Annotated in this window: 17 protein-coding genes; 14 read left to right on the top strand and 3 right to left on the bottom strand. The window is 52.4% G+C overall.

Annotated elements, in window-relative coordinates:
- Window positions 1-146: 146 nt before the first annotated feature.
- Window positions 147-2,219, top strand: coding sequence for a DUF2264 domain-containing protein (locus tag SCARR_RS24575; protein ID WP_168433602.1), 2,073 nt, complete (start codon window positions 147-149; stop codon window positions 2,217-2,219).
- 150 nt (window positions 2,220-2,369) lie between these two features.
- Window positions 2,370-2,669 (top strand): sulfatase-like hydrolase/transferase, encoded by a 300-nt coding sequence (locus SCARR_RS24570; protein ID WP_136065753.1) that lies wholly within the window; start codon window positions 2,370-2,372, stop codon window positions 2,667-2,669.
- Between the two features lie 46 nt (window positions 2,670-2,715).
- Here SCARR_RS24570 and SCARR_RS24565 read toward each other — a convergent pair whose 3' ends face one another.
- Both SCARR_RS24565 and SCARR_RS24560 read right to left on the bottom strand, forming a co-directional pair.
- Complete coding sequence (locus SCARR_RS24565) at window positions 2,716-4,836, bottom strand: hypothetical protein (protein ID WP_136064820.1); 2,121 nt, start codon at window positions 4,834-4,836, stop codon at window positions 2,716-2,718.
- A 342-nt stretch (window positions 4,837-5,178) separates the two neighbouring features.
- On the bottom strand, window positions 5,179-5,520 hold the full coding sequence (locus SCARR_RS24560; protein WP_136064818.1) for a hypothetical protein: 342 nt from the start codon (window positions 5,518-5,520) through the stop codon (window positions 5,179-5,181).
- Window positions 5,521-5,820: 300 nt separating this feature from the next.
- On the opposite strand from SCARR_RS24560, the gene SCARR_RS24555 reads away from it, so the two are divergent.
- From SCARR_RS24555 to SCARR_RS24520, 8 genes are all read left to right on the top strand, one after another.
- Window positions 5,821-7,107, top strand: coding sequence for an alpha-L-fucosidase (locus tag SCARR_RS24555; RefSeq protein ID WP_136064816.1), 1,287 nt, complete (start codon window positions 5,821-5,823; stop codon window positions 7,105-7,107).
- 98 nt (window positions 7,108-7,205) lie between these two features.
- Window positions 7,206-8,372, top strand: coding sequence for an AraC family transcriptional regulator (locus SCARR_RS24550; protein WP_168433601.1), 1,167 nt, complete (start codon window positions 7,206-7,208; stop codon window positions 8,370-8,372).
- 119 nt (window positions 8,373-8,491) lie between these two features.
- A complete protein-coding gene (locus tag SCARR_RS24545; RefSeq protein ID WP_136064812.1) occupies window positions 8,492-10,264 on the top strand; it encodes a sodium:solute symporter family transporter in 1,773 nt (590 codons plus the stop codon).
- Window positions 10,257-11,882, top strand: a complete 1,626-nt coding sequence (locus tag SCARR_RS24540) for a sulfatase family protein (protein ID WP_168433600.1) — start codon at window positions 10,257-10,259, stop codon at window positions 11,880-11,882. The genes SCARR_RS24545 and SCARR_RS24540 overlap by 8 nt, the downstream gene beginning before the upstream one ends.
- Before the next feature lie 96 nt (window positions 11,883-11,978).
- Window positions 11,979-13,712: a beta-glucuronidase gene (gene uidA, locus SCARR_RS24535; RefSeq protein ID WP_136064808.1), complete on the top strand. Its 1,734-nt coding sequence runs from the start codon at window positions 11,979-11,981 to the stop codon at window positions 13,710-13,712.
- Window positions 13,713-13,802: 90 nt separating this feature from the next.
- On the top strand, window positions 13,803-14,768 hold the full coding sequence (locus tag SCARR_RS24530; protein WP_136064806.1) for an alpha/beta fold hydrolase: 966 nt from the start codon (window positions 13,803-13,805) through the stop codon (window positions 14,766-14,768).
- The gene (locus SCARR_RS24525; RefSeq protein ID WP_136064804.1) at window positions 14,768-16,504 is read left to right on the top strand and encodes a DUF4955 domain-containing protein; all 1,737 of its coding nucleotides are present in this window, start codon (window positions 14,768-14,770) and stop codon (window positions 16,502-16,504) included. The genes SCARR_RS24530 and SCARR_RS24525 overlap by 1 nt, the downstream gene beginning before the upstream one ends.
- On the top strand, window positions 16,501-17,871 hold the full coding sequence (locus tag SCARR_RS24520) for a sulfatase-like hydrolase/transferase (protein ID WP_136064802.1): 1,371 nt from the start codon (window positions 16,501-16,503) through the stop codon (window positions 17,869-17,871). Before SCARR_RS24525 ends, SCARR_RS24520 begins: the two co-directional genes overlap by 4 nt.
- A 48-nt stretch (window positions 17,872-17,919) precedes the next feature.
- Here the strand turns inward: SCARR_RS24520 and SCARR_RS24515 are convergent, their stop codons facing one another.
- The gene (locus tag SCARR_RS24515) at window positions 17,920-18,147 is read right to left on the bottom strand and encodes a hypothetical protein (protein WP_136064800.1); all 228 of its coding nucleotides are present in this window, start codon (window positions 18,145-18,147) and stop codon (window positions 17,920-17,922) included.
- 296 nt (window positions 18,148-18,443) lie between these two features.
- On the opposite strand from SCARR_RS24515, the gene SCARR_RS24510 reads away from it, so the two are divergent.
- Genes SCARR_RS24510 through SCARR_RS24495 form a run of 4 tightly spaced genes read left to right on the top strand, consistent with a single transcriptional unit; the run spans window position 18,444 to window position 23,371 of the window.
- Entirely contained in the window at window positions 18,444-19,175 is a 732-nt protein-coding gene (locus SCARR_RS24510) for a hypothetical protein (protein WP_136064798.1), read from the top strand.
- 4 nt (window positions 19,176-19,179) lie between these two features.
- On the top strand, window positions 19,180-20,763 hold the full coding sequence (locus SCARR_RS24505) for a hypothetical protein (protein ID WP_136064796.1): 1,584 nt from the start codon (window positions 19,180-19,182) through the stop codon (window positions 20,761-20,763).
- Between the two features lie 35 nt (window positions 20,764-20,798).
- A complete protein-coding gene (locus SCARR_RS24500; RefSeq protein ID WP_168433599.1) occupies window positions 20,799-21,392 on the top strand; it encodes an RNA polymerase sigma factor in 594 nt (197 codons plus the stop codon).
- Window positions 21,392-23,371, top strand: coding sequence for a protein kinase domain-containing protein (locus tag SCARR_RS24495; protein WP_136064792.1), 1,980 nt, complete (start codon window positions 21,392-21,394; stop codon window positions 23,369-23,371). The genes SCARR_RS24500 and SCARR_RS24495 overlap by 1 nt, the downstream gene beginning before the upstream one ends.
- The last annotated feature ends 199 nt before the right edge of the window (window positions 23,372-23,570 follow it).

The raw sequence follows: 23,570 nt of genomic DNA, 5'->3' as shown, positions 1-23,570 counted from the left end.
AAGAGCCCTGTTCCATATAGTCATCCATCTTTACTCGTTGCGCAAATAGAAGGATCCTATTGCGCAAAATTACGATTGAACGTTAATGCCTGATGCTGTTCTCTCTCGGTTGCAACTTCCGTTGCGCTTATTATTGGAGAGATGAGATGGCATATGATTTGAAGAACCCCGGCGCTGTGGACGGAACCGAGTCCACTTGGATGCAAGGCAAGCCCTTTGCCTTTTCAGTGGAAAATCCAGACCTTGGAAAAAGCCCGTTCACCGGCATGACACGCCGGCATTGGATTGACGCCGCGCGGTTTTTGACCGAAGGCGTATTTCAGCATGTGGCGGACATCGATAGTCCGATTCTGATGCCGAAGCAGAATGCCATCAGCTATCCACAACCGAACGATCCCAAGCATCGTTTCCAAGCGGCGGAATTTGAGGGGCTGGCACGCACGCTGATGGCGGCGGGGCCGGTGCTGATGGATAATCCGGCGACCATGTGCAACGGGTTGAATCTGCGCGACTATTACGCCAACCAGATTCTGATGGCAACGGATCCGAAGTCGCCGCGTTACTGGGGTCGCATTACCGATTTCACCAAAGAGACGGGCCGCATGCAGTATCAGCAAACCGTTGAAGGCGCTGCGCTGGTGATCAACCTGATGAACACCAAAATGCAAATTTGGGACCGCTATGCCGCCAAGGAGCGGCAACAGGTTGCCGATCTGATTTCCGACTATGCCCATAGCCTGACCATCGGCCATAACTGGCGCTTTTTTAATGTGCTGATGCTGACCTTCCTGAAGGTGAACGGATTTGCGATTGATGAAGCCGCTCTTAAAGACCATCTGCAGCACCTGATGAGTAATTATGTGGGTGACGGCTGGTATATCGACGACACCAATTATGATTTATACAACCCGTGGGGCTTTCATTTTTATGGACCGCTTTGGTGCAAATGGTATGGCTATGAGCATGAGCCGGAAATTGCCGCCATCATTGAGCAGCGTAACCGCGATTTTGTGACAAACTGGCCACGCTTCTTTGCCCGCGACGGCAAGCAGCTGATGTGGGGGCGAAGCATCATCTACCGTTTTGCGGCATCCACGGCGTTCGGTGCGCATTTTCTGATGAAGGATCCGGTGCTGGATCCTGGTTTTGCCCGCCGTATTGCATCGGGCAATATGATGCAGTTTTTGTCGCGCGAAGAGCTGTACGTCAACGGGCTGCCGTGCCTCGGCTACTATGGTCCCTTCGAGCCGCTGATCCAATTTTACAGCTGCGCCGCCAGCCCGTTCTGGTGCGCCAAGAACTTTGTGGCATTGACGCTTCCGGAGGATTCGCCGTTCTGGGCGGCGGAGGAAAACGAAGGCTTTTGGCCGGAGCTGGGCGACCGCACCGAAACCATCGAGCTGTTCGGCCCCGGCATGCAGATTGTCAATAACGGCAAGACCGGCACCACCGAACTGCGCACCGGCAAGGTGAAGCTGCACGAGACCTACTATAATCAACTCCAGTTTAATCCCGACTTTCCGCTCGAGCCCGAAACGCCGGCCGGCGCCAACGCCGCAAGTTATTCCATTCGTGAAAAGGATATGGGACACGATTTCCGCATACCGCTCAATATTGCGTTTAACAAGATCGAAGACGGCATTCTCTATCGTTTGCAGAACACGCAGCCGGTTGGGCTGGGCGACCCCAATAAGGGCGGCGTCAACCGGGGCCCGGAGCGAATTGATCTTTGCGATATTTCAATCTCTGGAGGGGTCATCCGGGTGGATCGTGTGCGGGTTCCGTACCGCTACGAGCTCCAGCTCGGCCATTTTGCGTTGCCGCATCTTGATGGAGAGGCGGTTGTTGAAAAGGTTGGCGACGGGCTGATTGCTTCGATTCCCGAAGGCCGAAAACTGGCGATGATTCCAGTGCTGGGATGGGATCGCATTGACGTGGCGGTGCACAGCAAACTCAATCCCGAGGCTGATGAAAGTACCGTTCTTTATACCGAACGCATCCGTGAGCAGGATTATTCCGGCATGGAAGTTTTTGTGACCGTTTTGCTGCATCGCCTCGACGGCGGCGACTGGACAGATGACGAACTGAATCCCATTGAAAATCTGGAAGTTCTGGACTGGGCTCCTTCGGGAACAGCGTGTGGTGTGGAGCTGAAGCTTAAAGATGGACGGGAATATCTCATCGACTATGGTTGTGCGGATGGACGTCGAATCATCTAGGGGGGGCGAATCCTGTCTCCGATTCCCGCATCAGGATGGTTGTTGTCGCTCAGGTCGAGGTGTAATGAAGTTTCAAAGGATGATCTGCGCAGCAATGCTGGTTGTTGTAGTACGCATGTGCACGTAGCGCAGGAGCGCCCCAATGTATTGATGATTGCCGTTGACGACCTGAACGATTGGGTTGGGTTAATGGACGGCCATCCGAATGCCAGAATTCCCCATATGGATCGCCTGGCTTGCCGGGGTACTGTTTTCATGAACGCCCATACGGCCGCCCCGCATTGCGGACCTTCGCGCATGGCTCTGATGAGCGGCCTGCGCCTTTCAACAACGGGCGTTTACGCGCATATTAATGACGAAAATTCAGAAAAAACGGCAACTGGGCAGGGCGTCTGCCTGACCTGTAATGATTATTTTACAGGTAAGACGGACGCGGCGTCTGAGGAGTAATCCACAGGTTCCAATGATTGGAAGTTGGATAGCGGATACCTATGGCTTATCGCATTACAATTAAGGCAGTTTCAAGCGTTCGTACCTGAAGATCGAAGGAGAGGGTCGCCACATGACCCTCAATCTCGATTTGCGGATCAATGTTGACCCACGCCGCATTTTCCAGGGTTTGGAACTTTTTGCCCTCAATCTCATGGGCATTCACTTGGAGGCTTACGTTTTCGGATGTGTCATAGATCACGTTGGTGCAGGCTATGGAGATGCCGCCTTCGAGGTCGTGGGCATGCACGTGGAAGGGATGTCCGGTCGCAATGGTCTGGCTGCCGTTTCCTTTCGACATATTGAATAGCACCTTGCTCCAGTATTCCTGGCGGACCCGGTTAAAGTAGGCCATATAAAACTGTGCGTTGCCCAACGGGTAACAGGTGGTGTAGACGGTGCCGCCGAGTTCATTACGGTACATTCCGGATCCCGGAAACTTAGCGTCGAACTCTGCGCCTTTGATGGTGGAAAGAGTTTCGGTGCCTTCAGCATAGTTGAGCACGCCGATCGGGGTTGCAACTCGCTGGGCGCACATACGCGGTTTCACATCGCCTTCCATTTTTCCGAAGAATGCTTCTTCGACTTCTTCCATGGAGTAGGCCGACTCTTCGAGTTTGGTGCGCGAGATATTCTTTACACCGATCAGGCTGCCGAAGCCGCGTTGCACCAGTACTTCGGAACTCGGCAGGTCGAGGATGATATTCTGCGAAAGCAGGATTTTAATTTCATCATCGGAGTAGCAGCGCAGGGTCTGGTCGGATACGGCAAAGATGTCGCCTTTTTCTCCATGAATATCCCGGGTGAAGGAATGGCTGATGCCGAGGATATAAAAGACCTTGCTCCATTCTGTGGAATTGGCTTGCAGATCGTTCAGCGAACCTCCGCCGGTTTCAAACTTTGAGAGATCTTCGCCGGTATACATTTTGGCGCCACCGCCGGAGGCCCCTGCCCATTTATGTTGCGCGATGTCGGGGGAGAATAAAACCTTCACGCCGCGAGCCTTGCGGTCATCGAGCTTTAGACCCATCAGGGTATCAAACTGTTTCCGTTTTTTGCCCAGCACCTTTCCAAAACCGCGGTCGGCATAGGTGTTCATTCCCATGTTGTCGAAATGGTTGATGGTGATGCCGCGCGCGCCGTACAGAATACCATTGGTCATTTCCCAGATGGAATACTTGTGCGTCCCGCTGTAGGGACCGCAGCGCGGTGAGTTTTCAAGTTCAGGATAGATGTCGGCATCGCGGTCGAGCAGGGCAATGGTCTGGCGGGAATAGCACGGGGCAGTAGTGATCGGCGGCTCTTCCGTGTAGGGCGGCATGTGCGGACGGATCAGATAGTTCTCACCGTCATCTGTGAAGATATTCATCAGTCCGTTCCAGTCCCGTTTTTCAATGCTCTGCACATCGGGAATGGAGGACATCAGGCCGATGCGCATTTCCGGTTTTTCCGCTTTCAGGGCATCGGTCAATTTCTGCGCCGGCTCACTCAGGGCCTGCCATGCCAGTTCCAGCCACTGGGCGCGCCATGGATGGGGTTCGCCGGGAGCGGCGACTTTTGCCACAACCTGTTCTCGAGTTACGCTTGTTTCGCCCACCATTTCAGCGAAGCGTTCAAGGCAGCATTCGCAGAAGCATCCGCCGTACCCCATTTCACCACCGTGATTATGCAAGCGCCAGTCGTCTTCTACCCACAGCGCAACCGGTTGGATCTCTTTGGTCAGATACACAAAGTAGTCGATGAGATATGCCTGCCAGTTTTTACAAAGCGGGCAGGGGGACATGCCGTTATCCGCTCCGGTTTCACCCACCATCAGGCGGAAATCCTGGTCGGCATGCAGGTGGCGGCCGCGACCGGCATGATAGGTGGTGGTCCATGGATTAAGGCTGGTTTCTACGCCGTATTTGGCGAACATGGCCTGGGCTTTTTTGATGGCATCACACCACGGTTGGGAAATCTCTTTCGTCGGATGGCCCGAACTGCGTTCTTCGGGCATTAATAAAAACATTACTTCATTGATGGTTGATTCCTTGATGAAGATTTCAAGCTGCTTAAGGTTTTCCTCCAATCCGTTAAAGGGATCGAGGCCGTAGCGCAGAATAATTTTAAATGGATTTGACGTATTCATGATTCTCCTGTTTGTAACGTTGAACAGGTTAGCGTCCACAGGGAAATTCACAATATGGATAATGCGCAATCGTAGAGCACAATTTACGAACGGTTTTTGGGGTTAACGTTGGTTTCGATAGGTCCGTGGTGTTTGGCCGGTCTTTTTTTTTAAGATACGGCTAAATGTTTTTTTCTGTGCCTGTAAAGTAATCCTCTGGTTCCTCGATTTTCAACAGCGCCTTGTTCATGAGGCTAGAGTGCCTAAATGTCCGGGGGAAGTCAATGCGGTTAAAGTGAGGTTAAGAGTGGCGAACAGTGAGTTTTTGTGGTTTGCCTATGGGACGCCATTCTCTTTCCATCGTTAAGTTCTTTCTATGGCAACGAGGCGGCTGCAAGGTGCTTTTTTCCGGTTGCCGTTGTACGGCTGGCCACCATCTATTCCTCCGAAGGCGCTCGCTATTTCGACCACGAATTCTTCGGAGAACAAACCTATCTCCAGCCTTTGGAAATTTCTGAATAAATAAACCGCCGATACAGGACGCCGAATATGACACCGACCTTCATTGCCGAACGGTTTGATGTTGCCGGACAGCCTGCCAGTATACGCCCGACCGGAAGCGGGAATGTGAATGATACCTATATTGCGGTCTTCCGTACGCATTTTACCGAAGAACGAATCATTATTCAGCGAGTCAATGCGCATGTTTTTACCAATCCGGGCAGGATTATCGCAAAGATGAGGAGGGCAAATTCTGGAGGGGGTTGACGCTGATCGCTTTGCAGCACAAGCTGCTTCAAAGCATTAGGTAAAATTGCTGCGCAAATAAGCCTGATCTATTGCGCAAAACGAAAATTGATGAACTAAACTCAATCTAGTTATCTACCCTTCTAAACACATAATTTTTGAATCAGGAAGAGTGGTATATGACTTACAGCACTATAATTCAGATGCGCCTGCATGCATCGTTAAAAAGGTTGAGCTCCATCCATCCCGGAGGAAATCATGTCTGATATGGATTTGCAGATTGCCGGGGAGGTCGTGACGGATGACCCGCTATTGCTTCCTGCTGAAAAGCTTGAGTGGTACCGCGAAGCAAAGATCGGGCTCTACATTCACTGGGGGCTCTATTCGCTTACGCAGGAGGGCGAGTGGACGATGTTCCTCGACGGCATCGATGTGGATGAATATGCCAAACGGGCGGACGAATTCACGGGCGAAAAATTCAAGGCCGATGAGCTGGCTGAACTGGCGCTGACTCTTGGCGCACGCTATAGCTATTTTACGACTCGCCATCATGATGGATTTTGTCTTTTTGACAGCCTGACCTCGGATTTTACATCCATCAAAACCGGGGCAAATCGGGACTTTGTGCGGGAATATCTCGATGCATTCCGTGCAAAAGGATTGTGTCCGGCGCTCTATTATTCGCCGATGGACTGGCGTTTTCCTGGATACTTTTTCCCGCACATGTACCGCAAGAACGCTTTGGCTATGAAGGAGCAGGGCTATGCCCAGATTCGCGAGCTGATGAGCAACTACGGCGAGATTCCCGTGCTGTGGTACGACGGCGGATGGCTGGCGCATGGCGGATTGCACTTTTCCATGAAGACCGGCTGGCACGGGCGCGAACCCGGAACGCCGGGCGATCAGGGCCAGTGGTTCTGGGAGCCTGAAAAGCTCAACGCCATGGTGCGCGAGTTGCAGCCCGATGTGATCATTAATCCGCGCTCTGGTTGGCAGGGCGATTTTGATACGCACGAAGCTGGGCAGCTTTATAAATTTCTCGATCAAAACAAGATCCAGAACGACCGCCTGTGGGAAGGTTGCGATGCGTTGAATGAATGGTGGAGCCATGTTCCTGGCATCCAGGAAGGCCGCGGGACTGATCATTGGATTCGCACCGTTTCGCGCGTGATCTGCCGAGGGGGGAATATGATGATCAACATTGGTCCGAAGGGGGATGGATCGCTGGACCCGGAACACGTTGCCGTGTTTGAAGGAGCCGGCCAATGGATCCATGCGAACAGCGATGCGATCTACGGCACAAAAGGCGGTCCGTTTGAACCGGGATCCTGGGGCGGAGCTTCATGTAAGGGCGATGAGGTTTATCTTCATATCCTCGAATGGCCGGAGGACGGGCTCGTTCTCCCTGACCTTGGAAAATCATTTGCGACGGCTTGTCTGCTGGTCAATGAAGCTCCGGTAGCCATGAAGCAGAATCAGGACGGGTTTAAACTGAGCAGGCCCGCAGAACTGGAGCCGGTTGTTAATGTTGTCAGGTTGAGATAAACAACGTTTGCGCAGACGATCTTGATATTTGCGCAAAACAAGGGCATGTTGTGTCCATGAAGAAAGAAAAAATGGGTAGAAAGCGAAGAAGCAGTGCAATGCAATATAAACAGGTGGCCTTGGCCATTGTTGCGCACGAATATGCCCATGGGCGCCGTAAGATCAAGGGCATCATTGATTATTACCGTAAGCATTCCGCCTGGGAGATCCACCGCAATGCGCAATCGCAGCCGTTTGTGATGCCCGAGGATCTTGCCGATTGGGACGGCGATGGAGTCATCGGCGAAATTTACACCGAGGAGGACGTCGCTATTTATAATTTGCTCTCCATTCCTGTTGTGAACACCTCCAGCAACACGCTTGCAAACGATTTTCCTTCGGTTCGGGTGGACAACCACACCATCGGCAGCATGGCGGCCGAACACCTGATTGAATGCAAGCTCGACAACTTTGCCTTTGTGGGGCCAACCGGTCTTTGCCACGTGCGTGAACGGCAGGAGGGTTTTATCCAGACCTTGGAAAATGCGGGAAGCGATTGTACGACGGTGCGGTACGAAGCCCGGGATGTGAGGGGCACGCACGTTTCGGAGGAGCTGGTGATGCCGGAGGAGCTGCTCGGCGCTTTGGAAGCGCTGACGCTCCCGGTTGGAATCATGGCGTCGAGCGATCGCGTTGGGTTTGCCGTGCTGGAGGCCTGCCGCAAGCTCGGGCTGCGCTCGCCCGAAGATGTTGCGCTGATTGGCGTGGACAACGACGAGATGTATTGCAACCTGGCCTATTCTTCAATGACGAGCATTGCGCCGAACGCCCGGGATGTGGGCTTTATCGCCGCCGGCATGCTCGACAAGCTGATGAGCGGGGAAGAACTGGAGCAACCGCATGTTCTTGTTCCGCCCATACGCATTGTTTTCCGCAATTCGACCGATATGACGCGTTCTCAATATCCCGAGGTGGCGCGTGCTTTGCGGTTTATCCGCAACCATGCCAACCAGTTTATTGATGTCACCAACGTGCTCGACGTAGTGCCCGTTTCGCGGCGCTGGCTTGAGATGAAGTTTAAGGCCGAGGTGGGCCACGGAATCTATCAGGAAATCCGTCGCATCCATGTTGAGCATGCGAAAGAACTCCTGCTGACCACCGACTGGCCCGTATCGCGCGTCGCTAAAGAGAGCGGGTTCAATAACACCGAGCGCTTCGAGTTTGCCTTTCAAAAACTGCTGGAAATGAGCGCCACCGAATATCGCCGGAAACAATCAAAAGCATAGAATAGATCAGATGGTGCGCAAATCATAGATTTGGATTGCGCATAATGACGGTTGTTACCTAGTGTTGGACCAGTTAGTTTTGTGTGTCGCAAGCTATTGGAGTTACTAAAGGGATACCTATGCTTTCTATCTATGACTATATCGTAATTGTATTCTATTTCCTGTTTACGCTCTCCCTTGGATTCGTATTTAAGCGTCTCAATAAAGGTGGCACGGACTATTTCGCTGGCGGGTGCAAGATGAATTGGTGGCTGCTAGGGGCCAGCTCGTTTGTCTCCAACTTCAGCGCTTGGTCATTTACGGGTGCTGCCGGCATGGCCTACAGCTTCGGCGTGGTCGTCTTCAGCATCACGATTCTGGACATCGTCGGATTCCTCGTCAGTTATTTCTGGTTTGCGGGACACTTCCGGCGGTTGCGGCTCGTTACCGCGATGGATGCCGTGCGGCTGCGTCTGGGGAAATCCAACGAACAGCTGTTCACCTGGCTGCAGGTCATCACGGCCTTTTTCGGTGGCGCGATCTGGTTGGTCGGCCTGTCCATTCTGGTTTCCACTTCTTTTGGATTCCCTCAGATTCCGGTCGTCATCTTTTGCACGGTCACCATCACGGTGATGACGCTTATAGGTGGCAAGTGGGCGGTGTCCGGCAGCGATTTTGTCCAGACCGTTCTTCTTTCCGGTGTATCGGTGGCCGTTGTGGCGCTCACGATCCATCACGTCGGCGGCCTCTCCGAACTGCTGAAGGGATTGCCGGAAGGGCATGGCACGTTTTTCCATCCGATCGGTTCGATTAAATACGACTGGCTCTACATTGTTACTGGGCTGATCTGGGGCGTCTATCTGAAGAACAGCATTCTCTTCGGTGCGGCAAAATATATTGCCGCCAAGGACGACCGGCACGCCAAGAAATCCGTGTTGATTCCGCTTATCGGCTATATCCTCCTTCCGGTAGCCTGGTTCCTTCCCGCCATGGCGGCGACCATCCTTGTGCCGGATCTTCTGGAGACCTATGCCTCGTTCAGCAACCCCTCCGAAGCGGCCTATATTGCCGTCTGCATGGAGGTGCTGCCCAAGGGCTTGCTGGGATTGACCGTCGCCGGCTTGTTTGCTGCCACGATGTCTTCGATGGATACGGCCCTCAACGTTAATGCCGGCTTCCTCGTAAAGAATTTCTACCAGCCCATCTTCCGCAAAAACGCCTCCGAGCAGGAGCAGCTTAAGGCGGGGCACGTGGCAACCATCTTCTGCGGACTGGTCATGCTGGTGCTTGCGCTGGTGATTGTGACGAGAGGGGAGGTCTCGCTTTTCGATGCCTATCTATACATCAACGCCTACATTCAGGCGCCGCTTACGGTGGCCTTGTTCCTGTCGATCTTTGTCAAGAGAACGCCGGCTTGGGCGGGCTGGGCCACGATTCTTATCGGCATTCTTTCTACGATCCTGGTCTATGACGTGGCTCCGACTGAACAGGCTCAAGCCTGGATGACGAATGTGTTCGGGGAAGGCTTTGCCTCATACACTGTCACCAATAAATTTACCTTCACGAACATGTTCACGGTTCCGCTCTGTTCGATCTTCTTTATCCTGACCAAACTTTTCTATCGAGAGACCAAGCACAACGTAGCCTATCGAAAAGATATCGCAGAGTTTACCCGCCGGCTGGAAACGCCCGTCGATTTTGAAAAGGAGATCGGCAACGACAACACCGCGCAGCAGGCTCGCATCATGGGAACTCTCTCGCTGGTGTACGGGGGCTTTGTCGGGCTGGGCATCTTCATTCCGAACCCGGTATCGGGACGTTTGGCGATTGCCTTTTGTTCGGGCGTACTCCTTGCAGTAGGCTGGGGGCTGATAAGATATGCAAAACGCGTTGAGGGACAAACTGATGTTTAAGCGTTTATTGGTTCTAATTGCGGTATCGGCGTCGATGCTTCAAGCGGCGGAACAACCGAATATTTTGGTCGTGCTGCTGGATGACTTTGGGACGGGGCATTTTGCGCCGGTGGCCAGACAACTGGAGCTGGACGAGGTCGATCCCGATTTCAAGGCCTATACCGAACTGCTGGATGAACCCTATGATCAGCAGGCGGCGCTGGAGGCTTCGCGCCGGGCGATGCCGTTCATGGATACGCTGGCTGAAAGGGGCGTTGTTTTTACCCGTGCATTTTCCGCGAGCAACCTTTGTGCACCGGCGCGTCAGGGGGTGCTGACCGGAACCAGTCCGACCCGCTGGGGCGCCTACCGCAATATCGACATCAATGTTTGCGGATTGCCCGAAGGCCGTTGTCTGGCCGATCGCTTTCAGGGCTTGGGGTATTCAACCGGCTTTGTCGGCAAGTGGCATGTCGGCTCGAAGGACAACGTGCTCAAGAAAAAGGTCGAAGCAGCGGGCGGTACGGATGCGGATTTGATTAAGGCCGGCTACCGGGGCTCGGTTTGTGAAAAGGATCATCCACTCAATAACGGTTTCGACTATGCTTATTTCTACAACCTTTGGGAGTGCCCGTTCTACAACTCCGAACTGATCTGGGAAAACCGCGAATACACCGGCGTTTCGACCGAATACAACACCGACCTCTTCACCCGCAAGGCCATGACGTTCATGGAGGAGTCGCTGGACAAAGGAAAGCCGTTCTTCATGGAACTGGCGCTGCATGCGGTGCACATTCCGCTCGATGTTGATGCACCGGCCGCATATGCAAATCGCTTCAAAACCGGCTACAAAGCAGTCGATCAGTTTTATTCCCACATCTACGGCGTCGACCAGTCGGTGAAGCGCATCGTCGATATGCTGAAAAAACGCGGGGCGTGGGATAACACGATTCTGTTTTTCCTTTCCGATAATGGTGCCACCTGCAAAACGGGCGATGGCGACCTGAGTCTGATTCCCGGCAACGGAGTCCACAAAGGGCACAAGGGGCAGCTCTATCTGGGCGGCACCCGCATTCCGATGATGATGGTCTGGCCGGACAAAATCAAAACAGCCTCAGTGATCGACCAGAACGTATCGTCCATGGACGTCCTCCCGACGGCTCTGGTGGCTGCCGGCGCAACACTGCCGGATAATATCGACGGCAAGAATCTGCTTCCAATCATCACGAATCCGGAACTGACGCTGCACGATGAACTTTGTTGGGCGGGCATTCATGCCCCGGCCTGGGGATACTCCAGTAAAAAAACCATCGTTAACGCTCAGGAGGAACGTGACCGCTGGAACGGTGGTTGGGCGATTGTCGAGGGCGACTATATTCTGCGTTTCATCGGCACACTCGATCCCGGTCTGGAGCAAGCCTATCCAGAAGGCCGCGCTGCATTCATAAGCCTGCACAACATGAAAGACGATCCGCTGGAGCAGGATGATTTGATGAAGGTTAAACCGGAAGTGGCTGAGGGCATGAAGGCGAAATATATGAAATATGCAGATACGCTGCCGGCCCCATATCGCTTCCGCTACGAGTCTTGGGCCGAGCTCGTTCCAAATCCTGGAAAAACACCCCCACGGAAAAAATAAACCGCAAATGGTTTTTTTAAACCGCGGAAGACACAGAAGAAACAGAGATTTTTACACATTAATCGTTGCGAATTACTGAAAGAAAGGAACAGAATCATGATCTACCCACAACGCACCCGCACCCGCGATTTATTTGAACTTAACGGCATCTGGGATTTTGCCCGCGAACTCGACCAGGGCGACTATTCCAACGGCTTTGTGCCCGAAAAACAGGTGGCTGTTCCGAGCTCGTACAACGACTTGTTCACGGAAGAAGAGTTCCGCATGCACCACGCCGGTGTCTGGTATGCCCGCAAGGTGACCATGCCGAAAATGCTCAAGGACGAGCGTGTTGTGCTGCGCTTTAACTCGGTCAGCTACCGCGGCGAAGCCTTCCTGAACGGGCAGCGTCTCGGCTCCCACGAAACCGGCTACACGCCGTTTGAGTTCGATGTTACCGACATCATCGACTTTGAAAATGAAAATCTGATTACGGTGCGGGTGGAAAATATTCTTTCTGCCGAAACCGTTCCGATGGGCAACTTGCAGAACAGTCCGGAACCGGGGCAGTTTGCCGGACAATATCCAGATACGCCGTTCGACTTTTTCCCCTATGCAGGCATTCAGCGCCCAGTCATGATCTACACCACATCGAAGACTGCCTGGCTCGATAAAGTGGTCGTCACTACCGACGTGGCCGGAACGACCGGTACAGTGAACCTGACCGGCGAGGTCGCGGGTTCTGCGGCCAAAGCAATTTTCCAATGTTTGGAAACCACCGTGGAAACGCCCATTGCTGACGGCGGATTCAGCGTGTCGTTCGATATTGAAAACGCCAAACTTTGGGATGTTTATCAGCCGAATCTCTACTATGTAAAAATCCAGATTTTGGACGCTACTGGAAATATGCTGGACGAGTACACGCAGCGTTTTGGCGTGCGTACCGTCGAGGTGAAAGGCGACCGCATTCTGCTCAATGGCAAGCCGGTCTATTTCCAGGGCTTTGGCCGCCACGAAGATTTCCACATCAGCGGCAAAGGATTGAACCATGCCGTGAACGTGCGCGACCACGAGCTGTTGAAATGGATCAACGCCAACTCTTACCGGACTACGCACTATCCCTATTCGGAAGAGCTGATCCAGCTGTGCGACGAGCAGGGCATTCTGCTCATTTCCGAAGCGCCGGCGGTTTCGATCAACTTTGAGTTTGTGACGCAAAAGACGCTTGATGCCCACCTGAAAGTTTTGGCTGAGCTGATCGAGCGCGACCGCAACTATCCTTCGGTTGTGATGTGGTCGGTGGCCAACGAAGCCACTACCAACCGCCCGGAATCGATTCCATATTTCAAGGCGCTCTCCGAGCTGGTGCGGTCGATGGACGCCACCCGCCCGGTGACGATGATTACCTGCAAGGCCGAGGAAGACATGGTGATGGAATTCTTCGACGTGGTCGGCGTGAACCTCTATCCCGGCTGGTACCACCTGCCCGGACAGATTGCGTCGGCGAAAGACGACCTGCGCGAGACGCTCGAAAAAATGTACGCCAAGTTTAAAAAGCCGATCCTCATCACCGAGTTTGGCGCAGATACCATCCCCGGCCTGCACAGCCTGCCGGCCGAGCAGTGGAGCGAGGAATACCAGACCGAGCTGATCCTCGGGCTCATTGAAGTCATGCGCGATCTCGACTATGTCGTTGGCGAGCACATCTGGAACTTTGCAGACTTCCGAACCGCGCAAAACTTTGTACGCGTTGGCGGCAACAAGAAGGGCGCGTTCACCCGCGATCGACAGCCGAAAATGGTCTGTCACTTCCTGAAGAAACTCTGGGCAGAACCTAGATATAACGCATAATGTGTATTACGTATTACGTATTGCGTAGGTCAGGTATGAGTTTCTGATACGAAATACGCAGTACGTAATAGTACTCTCTAGGAGAGAATCATGCCATCGACGTTTGATATGCCGCTTGAGAAGTTGCTCCTCTATCAGGGGACAAATCCTAACCCGGGTGATTTTGATGCGTATTGGGAAAAGGCTGCGGCTGAAATGCTGTCGGTTGACCCGCAGATTGAAATCATTCCGGACGAGGAATTTCAAACGTCGTATGCCGTTTGCTCGCATCTGTGGTTTACAGGCATCGGCGGGGCGCGGATTCATGCTAAGCTGATTCATCCGAAATTGGTCGAAGAAAAGCGTCCGGCCGTGCTGATGTTTCATGGCTATACCGGCGATTGCGGTGGATGGCTCGATAAGTTGGCATATGTTGCTGCGGGATATGCCGTGGCGGCGCTCGACTGCCGCGGGCAGGGCGGCTTGTCGGAAGATGTCGGCGGAGTTTCGGGCAATACGCACTACGGCCATATTATCCGAGGGCTGGAAGATGGAGCGGAAAAACTGCTCTACCGATCCAATTTTCTCGATACGGTCCAACTGGCGCATATCGTGATGGGATTGGACCGCGTGGATGAAGCCCGTATTGGAACCATAGGCGGCAGTCAAGGCGGAGCGCTGGCGCTGGTCTGCGCTGCGCTGGAGCCGAGGATTCAGCGGGTTGCCGCCTTGCATCCCTTCCTTTGCGATTATCAACGGGTGTGGGAAATGGATCTGGCAAAAGATGCCTATGCCGAACTCACCGATTTTTTTCGGCGGGTAGACCCGCAACATAAACGGCAGGATGAATTCTTTACCCGTCTGGGATACATCGATGTTCAGCACCATGTTTCCAAGATCTCAGCAGACGTTTTTTTTGGTGCCACGCTGGCGGATACCATTTGTCCGCCGTCCACCCAGTTTGCGGCCTATAATAAAATCACGGCTGAAAAGTCGATCGAGATATACCCGGACTTCGGGCACGAGCCACCTCCGGGATTTGCGGAGCAAACCTTTCAGTTTATGATGGAGTTATAATGGATATGAAAAAACGCACTACTCGTAGAGGGCGACGCTCCGTGGGAACCCTGATCTGCGGTGAAGCTCCGACGGAGCGTCGCCCTCCAATTTTTGCATCCGTGCTAGTGCTGATGTTTTTAGGTAGCTCCGTTTTTTCATCTGCTGAAACTTCCAAGGTCTGGAAAGACTGGGTTTCCGGCAAACCGGTGATTCCTGATTATTCATGGGCAGGGTATAAATACGGAACCGAAGCGATTCCGGATGTAACCTGGGAGGTTTTTAACGTTATTGATTTCGGTGCCGTTGCGAACGATGGCAAATCCGACTTCGATGCGATTCAGAAAGCGGTTAAGGCGGCAGAGGCCAACGGTTCAGGCATCGTCTTTTTCCCAAAAGGAAAATTCTTGGTTGCGGAAAAAGAAGGCCGAAAGGAATCAATCAAAATTCATGGAGCTAATATTGTTTTGCGGGGAAGTGGTAGTGGCCAGGGCGGTAGTGAGATTCACCAGAAACACCATTATGTGCCGGAAGACACAACAAAGAAGTGGACGACGCCTCCGGTATTCAGTTTTGAAACGCCCGGAAGCGGGGCCTATCACTTTAGACTCCGGGAGTCGTTTGTTCCGGTAACTACAGTAGTCGAGGCCGCAAAAAACGGAACGTTCAGAATTGATGCGGCCAATGCTTCGAAGTTTAAGATCGGTCAGACGATTATGTTGCATATGCAGAACACGGCGGCCAACGACGTTTTTCTGAAGGGGCTGAAGCCACGCGACATATTCCACGAAATTGTAGACAACGGTGTGTCGGTGGCAGAAAAGCATACGGTAGTTAAGATCGAGGGGAATACTCTCTTTCTGGAAGAACCGTTGCACACGGATATTAATCCGAGCCACGGGTGGAAGGTCTATGATTATCCGACCACGCAGGGCTGGGGGGTAGAGGATATCCATTTTAGTGGTAACAGCCCGACTCCGTTTGTGCATCACAAAGATTATATCCACGACAGCGGGTATTTTGCGGTTGAGATGATTCAGGGCAAGAATGGCTGGATCCGCCGCTGCCGCTTTACGGATCTGTCGCACGCCTGTTATGCCACCGGCTGTATGGCCACGTCCTTCCTGATGAACACCGTTGATGGGCATCAGGGGCATGGAAACTTCAATACAAAATGGGGGTATGGAAATCTGATCGGCCTTTGCCAGGACTTGAGCGATATAGGATCCTTTCACGGGTGCGGCATTTCGCATGAGCATGTCGGCGGCGTGATTTGGCGTTATGAATCAGTCGGTGAAACAAAGCAAACTCCACGTTGCGGCGGGCCCGATTTTCATGCGCAGTTTCCATACTGTTCTCTGTGGGACAGTTCTGTCGCCAACCTGCGCAATAATGGGGGAGCTTCCTTTCTGCAACCCAATCATCTGGTCGACCTGACCTTCTGGAACTTTGAGCAGATCGGTGAAAAAATTTACCACGACTATTGGAACATGCCGAAAACCGCAGAAGAGAAGAAGGACATGTATTTCGGCAAGACCAAGATTGTCTATCCCAATTACATCGGTTTTCACGGCGTGAGGTCGACCTTCAACGAAGATCACCTTGGAATTGTTGAATCGTACGGGACTCCGGTTGAACCGGAATCGCTTTATGAAGCTCAGTTGACGCACCGTTTGGGAGATGCTCCAAGCTGGGTGCTTGAGGCAAAAAGCGAATGGGGGAAAGTTAAATTAATGCATAAGGAGGCGGGGCAATGAAACGCGTTTTAACGGGGTTAGTTTTTTTGAGTATGTTCAATGCGGCAGTACTCGGCGGTGCCAGTCCGGTTCAGGAGCAGTTACCGAATGTGCTGGTTTTTGTTTTGGATGATGCCGGATGGCAGGATGTTGGTTATATGGGCGGTGATATCAAGACGCCTCAGATTGATCGATATGCAAAACAAGGTATTCGATTGAACAAGTTTTATACCTACTCTACCTGCACGCCGACGCGCGCTGCGTTTTTTACCGGAGAAGCACCGAGCCGTTCGGGGATTGTGTATCCGATTCAGCATGACGATCATTATGGAATCCCAGCTGAAAAAGAGACCCTGCCGGAAGTATTCCTGAAAAATGGGTATAAAACCGCTCTGATCGGAAAATGGCACCTAGGCGTGCAATCGGAACTGGCTCCATGTGCACACGGTTTTGAAATGCATTATGGTTTACGCGGTGGTTGGTTCGACCAGTATACGCGCGAAAACCCAGAGATCGGTTATGACTGGTGGCGAAATGATGAAGTTGCGCCGAAGGAAGAAGGACACACCACTGATCTATTGACCGCAGAAGCGGTTCGTTATTTAAATGACGCAGGCAAGGACCCTTTTTTCCTGTGTGTCAGTTATACCGCTCCGCATGTGCCGATCCAGGTTGATCCCAAATGGGTCGCGCCCTATGAAGGTAAATTCGACACAAAAACCCGCGTGGGCTATGCCGGTATGATGGCACAGTTGGATGATTCCATTGGGCAGATTTTTCAGACCCTGGAAAAACAACAGCTTTTGGAAAATACGTTGGTGGTGTTCTTCAGCGACAACGGGCCGTCGGCTCCGGGCAAAAAGTGGTATATCCCGGAAGAAGCCTTCTCGATCAATTTCTATGGCAATGACGGCGTCTATGGCGATGTCGGCCCGTTGCGCGGCTGGAAGGCCTCTCCTTACGATGGCGGAGTGTGTACGCCGGCGTTTATGTATTGGAAAGGACGGTTGAGTTCCAAGGATTGGAACCGCCCGGTGATTGTTCAGGATTTGTACCACACGATCCTCGGTCTGGTGAAACTGGATGACCCATCGTCCGGGCGTGATTTTCTCGCAGAACCGGAACCGGAAAACTTCTACTGGCGTACGCCGAAAAATCTAGCGCTGCGCTCCGGGGATTGGAAATTGCTGCTGGCCAATGCATCACCCTTTGACTCGGATCTGAACATGGAGCTCTACAATCTTGAAAAGGATGTTTCCGAAGAGAAAAACTGCGTGAAGTCGCACCCGGAAAAAGCGCAGGAACTGCTGGCTAAAATGCAGAATGAATTTAAGAAGGATGCCAAGCCCCACGTGAACCAGAAGTTGCTGGAGCTGGAAGGGGAATAACCAGTGGCATCGTGTAGCCAAACGCAAAGAGGGCGGCCTCATCCACAACTATTGGGACAACGAGATCCATCGAAAATTTGAGCATGACGGCTGGACGGTTGAGCTGGAAAAGCCCATCGGCAACAACAGTGCATAGACCTGCATGCCGAAAAGGACGGGAAACGCATTGCCGTTGAAATCGAGACCGGATCGCGGGGTGCCGACAATATCCAAAAGCTGCTGGAACTCGGTTATGACTAGATCATCAGCTTCAGCACCTACGAATCTGTAAAGCACAAAACCCTGCGGGATCTGAAGGCGCGCAACATTTCCGCCGACAATCCAAGTTTCATCTCCGATCCCAAGGATATATGATTTAAGGAATCTGGACGGAATGGAGATGGGTGCAATGAAGAAATGGACTTCTATTCTATATATAGCGTCGCTGGCGACCATCGGCCTTGCCGGGACACAAACCATCATTCCCGACATCGGTTGGTCGTTCAACCTACCGGCTACCTACAAACCGGTGGCAGTTCCATACCTTGGAAAAGATGTGGCCATGATCCGTTATAAAAGGGAGCCCATTGTGGATGCATCGGGATTGGCCATCCATCCCAACGTCGGCATCGTGGGCGACGGCCGCCCGCGGTTTCCGTTTCGGCCACAGCACCGACAGTTTTGCCTACCGCTATTTCTGCTCCAACCTGCGCCTGTTGCAGATGCGCTGCTCCTACGTTCACAACAAGGATACCCTCATTCCCGAATTGCTGCCTTTTGTGGCACTGGAACTGGGGCGCACGGTCGAGAACACTCCGGATATCTGGTGTTTTATGCGCGAGAGTTATCTGCGCAAAGACGGCCCCGCCAAAAACTGGGAACGCTGGCTCTATCAGCGCGATAGCGATGGATTTGAAACGGAACCGGCTGTGCAAATCAAGCAACCCATCAAAATGTGGATGGTGGAAAAGGATCGCTACTACGATTATATCGCCCGTTCTGGGAAGCGCATCGGCCTCGCCGTTGACGACCGATGGTGCGGCGGCAAGCCAACGGATGTAGCGATCAAGGTCACCTATTTTGATATCGGCAAAGGCAGGGTTCAGATGCACGTTGGTCGGCAAAGGCGCGTCATCAAACTGACCGGTTCCGGCAAGCTGAAAACAGCCACCTTTTTACTGAAAAACGCGGTCTTTAGTGCCAAAGGCATGGAACACGATGTTGTTTTCCAGGGATTGGAAACTGATCCTGTCATTTCGTTTGTACGTATCATACGGGTGGGTGCTGCATCCCAAAAGCGAGCGGTAACCACTTTGGGGAAATAATTCCGTGATCAGACTCATACTACTTTTTTTTGTTGCCTCCAGTATTTATGCGGATTGGCCTTATTGGCCGGAATATCAGAAGACCCCCCTGAACGAAATCCGTCCGCAGGAGTGGCGACAAAAGGATCATGTGATTGATGGCTGGGACTGGTCGTTGCCTCCGCACGTAAAACCGGCACCGTCCAGTTTAATGGCGGTTGAACGCTCATTCAGCTTGGACCGTTCACTGGATAAACTGCTTGAGCCGTTGGACCTTCCGATGAATCCGACGGTAACGCTTTGGATCAAATGGAAGGATCTGGATCCGACGGAGGGGCAGTTCAAATTCGATGTTCTGCGTCAGAGAATTCTGGAAGCGGAAGAGTGTGGATACAGCGTAGTCTTGCGGATGCTCTTTTCCGCCGTCAATTTTGCACCGGAGTGGATTCATGATTACGACATCCCTTTCCGCGAAGAGCATAAACAATCGAAGATGACGAATTATGAAGTTTCCCATCCTGAATTCCATACACGCTATATCCGCTTTATTGATCATCTGGGCAAAAGCGGTATTCCGCATATGGACGCACTTAAGGGGGCATTTTTGGGCTATGCCTCGCCGTCAAATGGTGATGAGGGGATCGGGCCGCACGGGGTGGATCCCGACACGGTTCCTCATGTGATTGAACGACTGGATGCTTGGGCACGTGCGTTCAAGGGTGTTGAGCAAAAGGTGTTTATGGGCGGGATTTCGCAACACGGGCTTGATCTGGGTTTTGGTATCCGCCGAGGTTTCGTCGAAATGTATCTGTATCACATCCCGGATGAAATAATCGGGCAGAGGGTGGATGAAAACGGTTATCTGTGGGTGGATGAATCAGTCGACCTCCTAAAGCGCCGGGTTTTCCACGGCGAGGAAAATGAGGAGTATGAAGAAGCCTGGGCTACGGAAAAGCGCGATTTTCGGTTCGGTCCCAACACCGACAGTTACACCTATCGATATCATACCTCCAACCTGCGACTGCTCCAGATGCAGTCCAATTATGTCCTCTATAATTCATTTTCCATCATTCCAGAGCAGATGGTGTGGGTGGGGCAGACCCTTGGGCGAACTGTCGAGGATACTCCGGATATCTGGTGTTCGCTTCGCGAAAGTTATGTCCGGGGCATTGGGCCGGTAAAAAACTTTGAGCGCTGGCTCTATCAGCGCGACAGCGATGGGTTTGAAACGGAACCGGTGGTGAAAGTCGACCAGCCGCCGAATCAGATGTGGATGGTGCAGCCGGATCACTATTACGACTACATTGCGCGCAGAGGAAAGCAGATCGGTTTGGCCGTTGATGATCGCTGGTGCGGCGGTGGACCGGTGGACGTGGCGGTGAAGGTGACGTATTTCGATATGGGTCGCGGCACGGTGGATGTGGGCATACGGACCGCGAACGGAGGGGCGCGTAAGCGGATTCATTTAAAAGGCACTGAAAAACTGAGGACCGCAACCTTCATTGTCAACAAGGCTTTGTTTTCGGCTGAAGAGATGGAATACGACATCATATTCAAATCCTCCCGGGCCGCTGTACACATTTCGTTTGTGCGTGTAATCAAACTGTAATCCGGGTACTTTTACCTCCTCAACTGGAGAGCGTTTTGAACGAAGAGTGGAATACACGGCAGTCGCTGGTACTGAGGGCGAAGGATCCGACGGACGAGGAGGCCTGGGCGGATTTTGTTAAGTATTACGAACGCTTTATCTGCCACCTGCTGCACCGCATGAATATCAACGCGGACGACTTTGAGGATATGGTGCAGGTGGTGCTGGTTAAGCTTTGGAAAAATCTGCAGAGCTACGAAAAGCAGCAGGCCAAGTTCCGCACCTGGTTGGCCCATGTGGTGCGCAATGCGGTTTATGATTACTATAAGGCAGAGCAGCGCCGCGGCAACGTGATCGCCGGCAATGTGCCTATCGAAGAATCCATCCATGCGTCCGAGGGATCAGATTTGGAGCAGATGATCCAGAAGGAGTGGGAACTCTACATGACCAATTTCGCGCTTGAACGGTTGCGGGGCATTTTTTCAGAAACAGCAGTGAAGGTGTTTGAGTTCAGCCTGGAGGGCCGGTCTGTCAAAGCAATTGCAGAGCAACTGGACATACGTATTGATTCGGTCTACACCTTGAAGAACAGAGTGAAAGCACGCTTCATTAAAGAAGTAAACGCCATCATGAGGGAGGTGGAATTCTAATGGAGCCCGAATCGAAATCCATTCCTATTAATCCACTGGTGCAGGATTTTTACCGCATGGCGGAAGAGTATGACGGTATCGATACGGAGGATATTAATCCTTCGCTGAATGATCTCTCGCAGGTGACGCAGCGTTACCAGTCGGCCGAGCTGATCGCCGAGGGCGGCATGAAGCGGATCTACAGGGTGTATGATGCCCGTGCAAAACGACATCTTGCTCTGGCGATGTTGCGCGAAGATGCTCCTGAAGATTTATGTGATCCATTCATTCATGAGGCGTGGCTGACTGCACGGCTCGATCATCCCAACATCATCACCATCCATGATGTGGGGGTAAAGGAAGGTAAACAGCCCTATTTTACAATGGATCTGAAGCAGGGGCAAACGTTGCGTGGGCTGATCGAGAACCTGCACGCAGGGGACCGGAAAACACGGGCTAAATATCCTTTAGAGACGTTGTTGCAGATTTTCCTGAAGATTTGCGATGCGGTATCGTATGCCCACTCCGTGAACGTGCTCCATCTTGATTTGAAACCTGCGAATATCCAGATCGGTGAATATGGTCGCGTGCTGGTCTGCGACTGGGGACTTGGATGTGTACTGGGAGGCGATAATCCGCAGGAATTGGATCGTATGTTGTTTAACCCGGATTTGCTGGGTTCGAGCAACCTGTATGGCCAATTCAAAGGCACGCCCGGTTATATGGCGCCGGAACGGCTGGAAGACGATGGCAAGGTCGATGCGCGTACCGATGTTTACGGACTCGGCTGCATTCTCTATTCGATGCTCACGTTCCTGCGTACGTTGACCGGAGATGAAGAGGAGATCATAAAACGGACAAAGGATGGAGCCATCGTGCCTCCGATTGAGCGGGCACCGGAACAGGATATCCCGATGGCCTTGAATGCGGTAGCGATGAAAGCGCTCGCAACGGATCCAGCCAGGCGCTATGCCTCGGTCGATACACTGCGGGATGAGGTGCACCGATACCTGACCGGATTTGCAACCGAGGCGGAGAATGCCGGTGTATTCAAACAGCTTAACCTGTTTTACCGCCGCAACCGCCGCTTTTGCCTGACCGTTCTTTGCTCTCTGCTCGTTATTGTGGTCGGTACGGTTTTTGGGTTTATAAAAATCAGTGAAAAGGAACGGATGGCCACCGAAGCGCGGCAGGATGCGGAGCGCACGCTGGCGCTCTATGAGGCCGGGCAGACGGAACTTGAAAAGGTGAATGCGGAGAGTATCGATTCCATTATCCTGCTTGCCCAGCGCTACCAGAACCAGGGAAATGTTGATCGGGCGCTGGCCATTCTGGAGACGGCGCTGGGGGAACATCCCGGAGATGAAAAGCTTTCACGCACGCTGGGTGAGGTGCTTATGGCTCGACAGCGTTTCCGAGCGGCCCTGCCTTGGTTCGCCCAAGGCATTCACCCTGAAGATCCGGTTCACGACCTGGTTCGCGATTATGCCGCCATGAAGCCGGACGATGAAAAACTGACCGCCGATCAGGTGGTCGATGTGATCCATCGGTTAGGCAATCGGCAAGGACCAGCCTTTGCGGTTGTTCTGGAAGACCAGAAAAACCGGTTTGATCTTGAGGAGCGAGCCAGGATCATCGAGGCCTATCTGCATGGAATCAATCCTTTATGGACGGACGGCTGGTTTGAATATGACGCTGAAAAAAGCAGGCTTCGCCTGGGCGGGTCAGGATTGAATATAATATCATCTGAAAAAAACTTATTTGTTGCCTTGAAACTGCGCGAGCTGGATATCAGTGGATCCGACATTGAAGCGCTCTGGGCGCAGAAGGAACTTCCGGTGGAGCGGCTGGATATTCGCGGAACACCGATGAAAATAATCTGGCCCATTAAGCAGTTGGTTCATCTGAGGGAACTTGTCATTACTCCGGGGCAGATGTCTGCCGAAGAATTGAAAAAGCTGCCCGAACAGGTAAAGGTGATTGAGCGCCCGTATCCGTAAATGGCTTGCTCCATCATTGTTAAGCCTTTTTCAGCAATGCGTTACATTGTTTTTGAAACGATGAGATGTCCACCGAAAATATAGTTTCATTTTTTTTGACATTATTCGTTTAGAAGTTGCCTGAAGGGCTCGTTTACATATGTGACACAGTAAATTTGTTCAGTTGTATATGCTGATCACATCAAGGAGAGGTCTAAAC

Source organism: Pontiella sulfatireligans (genome assembly GCF_900890705.1).
GTDB lineage: Bacteria > Verrucomicrobiota > Kiritimatiellia > Kiritimatiellales > Pontiellaceae > Pontiella > Pontiella sulfatireligans.
This window is presented reverse-complemented; position numbering and strand designations above follow the sequence as displayed.

Excerpts from the sequence above, each read along its gene's own strand:
- SCARR_RS24525 (WP_136064804.1), top strand. The coding sequence starts at position 14,768 with ATGGATATGAAAAAACGCACTACTCGTAGAGGGCGACGCTCCGTGGGA.
- uidA (WP_136064808.1), top strand. The coding sequence starts at position 11,979 with ATGATCTACCCACAACGCACCCGCACCCGCGATTTATTTGAACTTAAC.
- SCARR_RS24540 (WP_168433600.1), top strand. The coding sequence starts at position 10,257 with ATGTTTAAGCGTTTATTGGTTCTAATTGCGGTATCGGCGTCGATGCTT.
- SCARR_RS24495 (WP_136064792.1), top strand. The coding sequence starts at position 21,392 with ATGGAGCCCGAATCGAAATCCATTCCTATTAATCCACTGGTGCAGGAT.
- SCARR_RS24545 (WP_136064812.1), top strand. The coding sequence starts at position 8,492 with ATGCTTTCTATCTATGACTATATCGTAATTGTATTCTATTTCCTGTTT.
- SCARR_RS24530 (WP_136064806.1), top strand. The coding sequence starts at position 13,803 with ATGCCATCGACGTTTGATATGCCGCTTGAGAAGTTGCTCCTCTATCAG.
- SCARR_RS24550 (WP_168433601.1), top strand. The coding sequence starts at position 7,206 with ATGCAATATAAACAGGTGGCCTTGGCCATTGTTGCGCACGAATATGCC.
- SCARR_RS24520 (WP_136064802.1), top strand. The coding sequence starts at position 16,501 with ATGAAACGCGTTTTAACGGGGTTAGTTTTTTTGAGTATGTTCAATGCG.
- SCARR_RS24575 (WP_168433602.1), top strand. The coding sequence starts at position 147 with ATGGCATATGATTTGAAGAACCCCGGCGCTGTGGACGGAACCGAGTCC.
- SCARR_RS24555 (WP_136064816.1), top strand. The coding sequence starts at position 5,821 with ATGTCTGATATGGATTTGCAGATTGCCGGGGAGGTCGTGACGGATGAC.
- SCARR_RS24570 (WP_136065753.1), top strand. The coding sequence starts at position 2,370 with ATGATTGCCGTTGACGACCTGAACGATTGGGTTGGGTTAATGGACGGC.
- SCARR_RS24510 (WP_136064798.1), top strand. The coding sequence starts at position 18,444 with ATGCATCGGGATTGGCCATCCATCCCAACGTCGGCATCGTGGGCGACG.
- SCARR_RS24565 (WP_136064820.1), bottom strand. The coding sequence starts at position 4,836 with ATGAATACGTCAAATCCATTTAAAATTATTCTGCGCTACGGCCTCGAT.
- SCARR_RS24560 (WP_136064818.1), bottom strand. The coding sequence starts at position 5,520 with ATGCGCATTGACTCGCTGAATAATGATTCGTTCTTCGGTAAAATGCGT.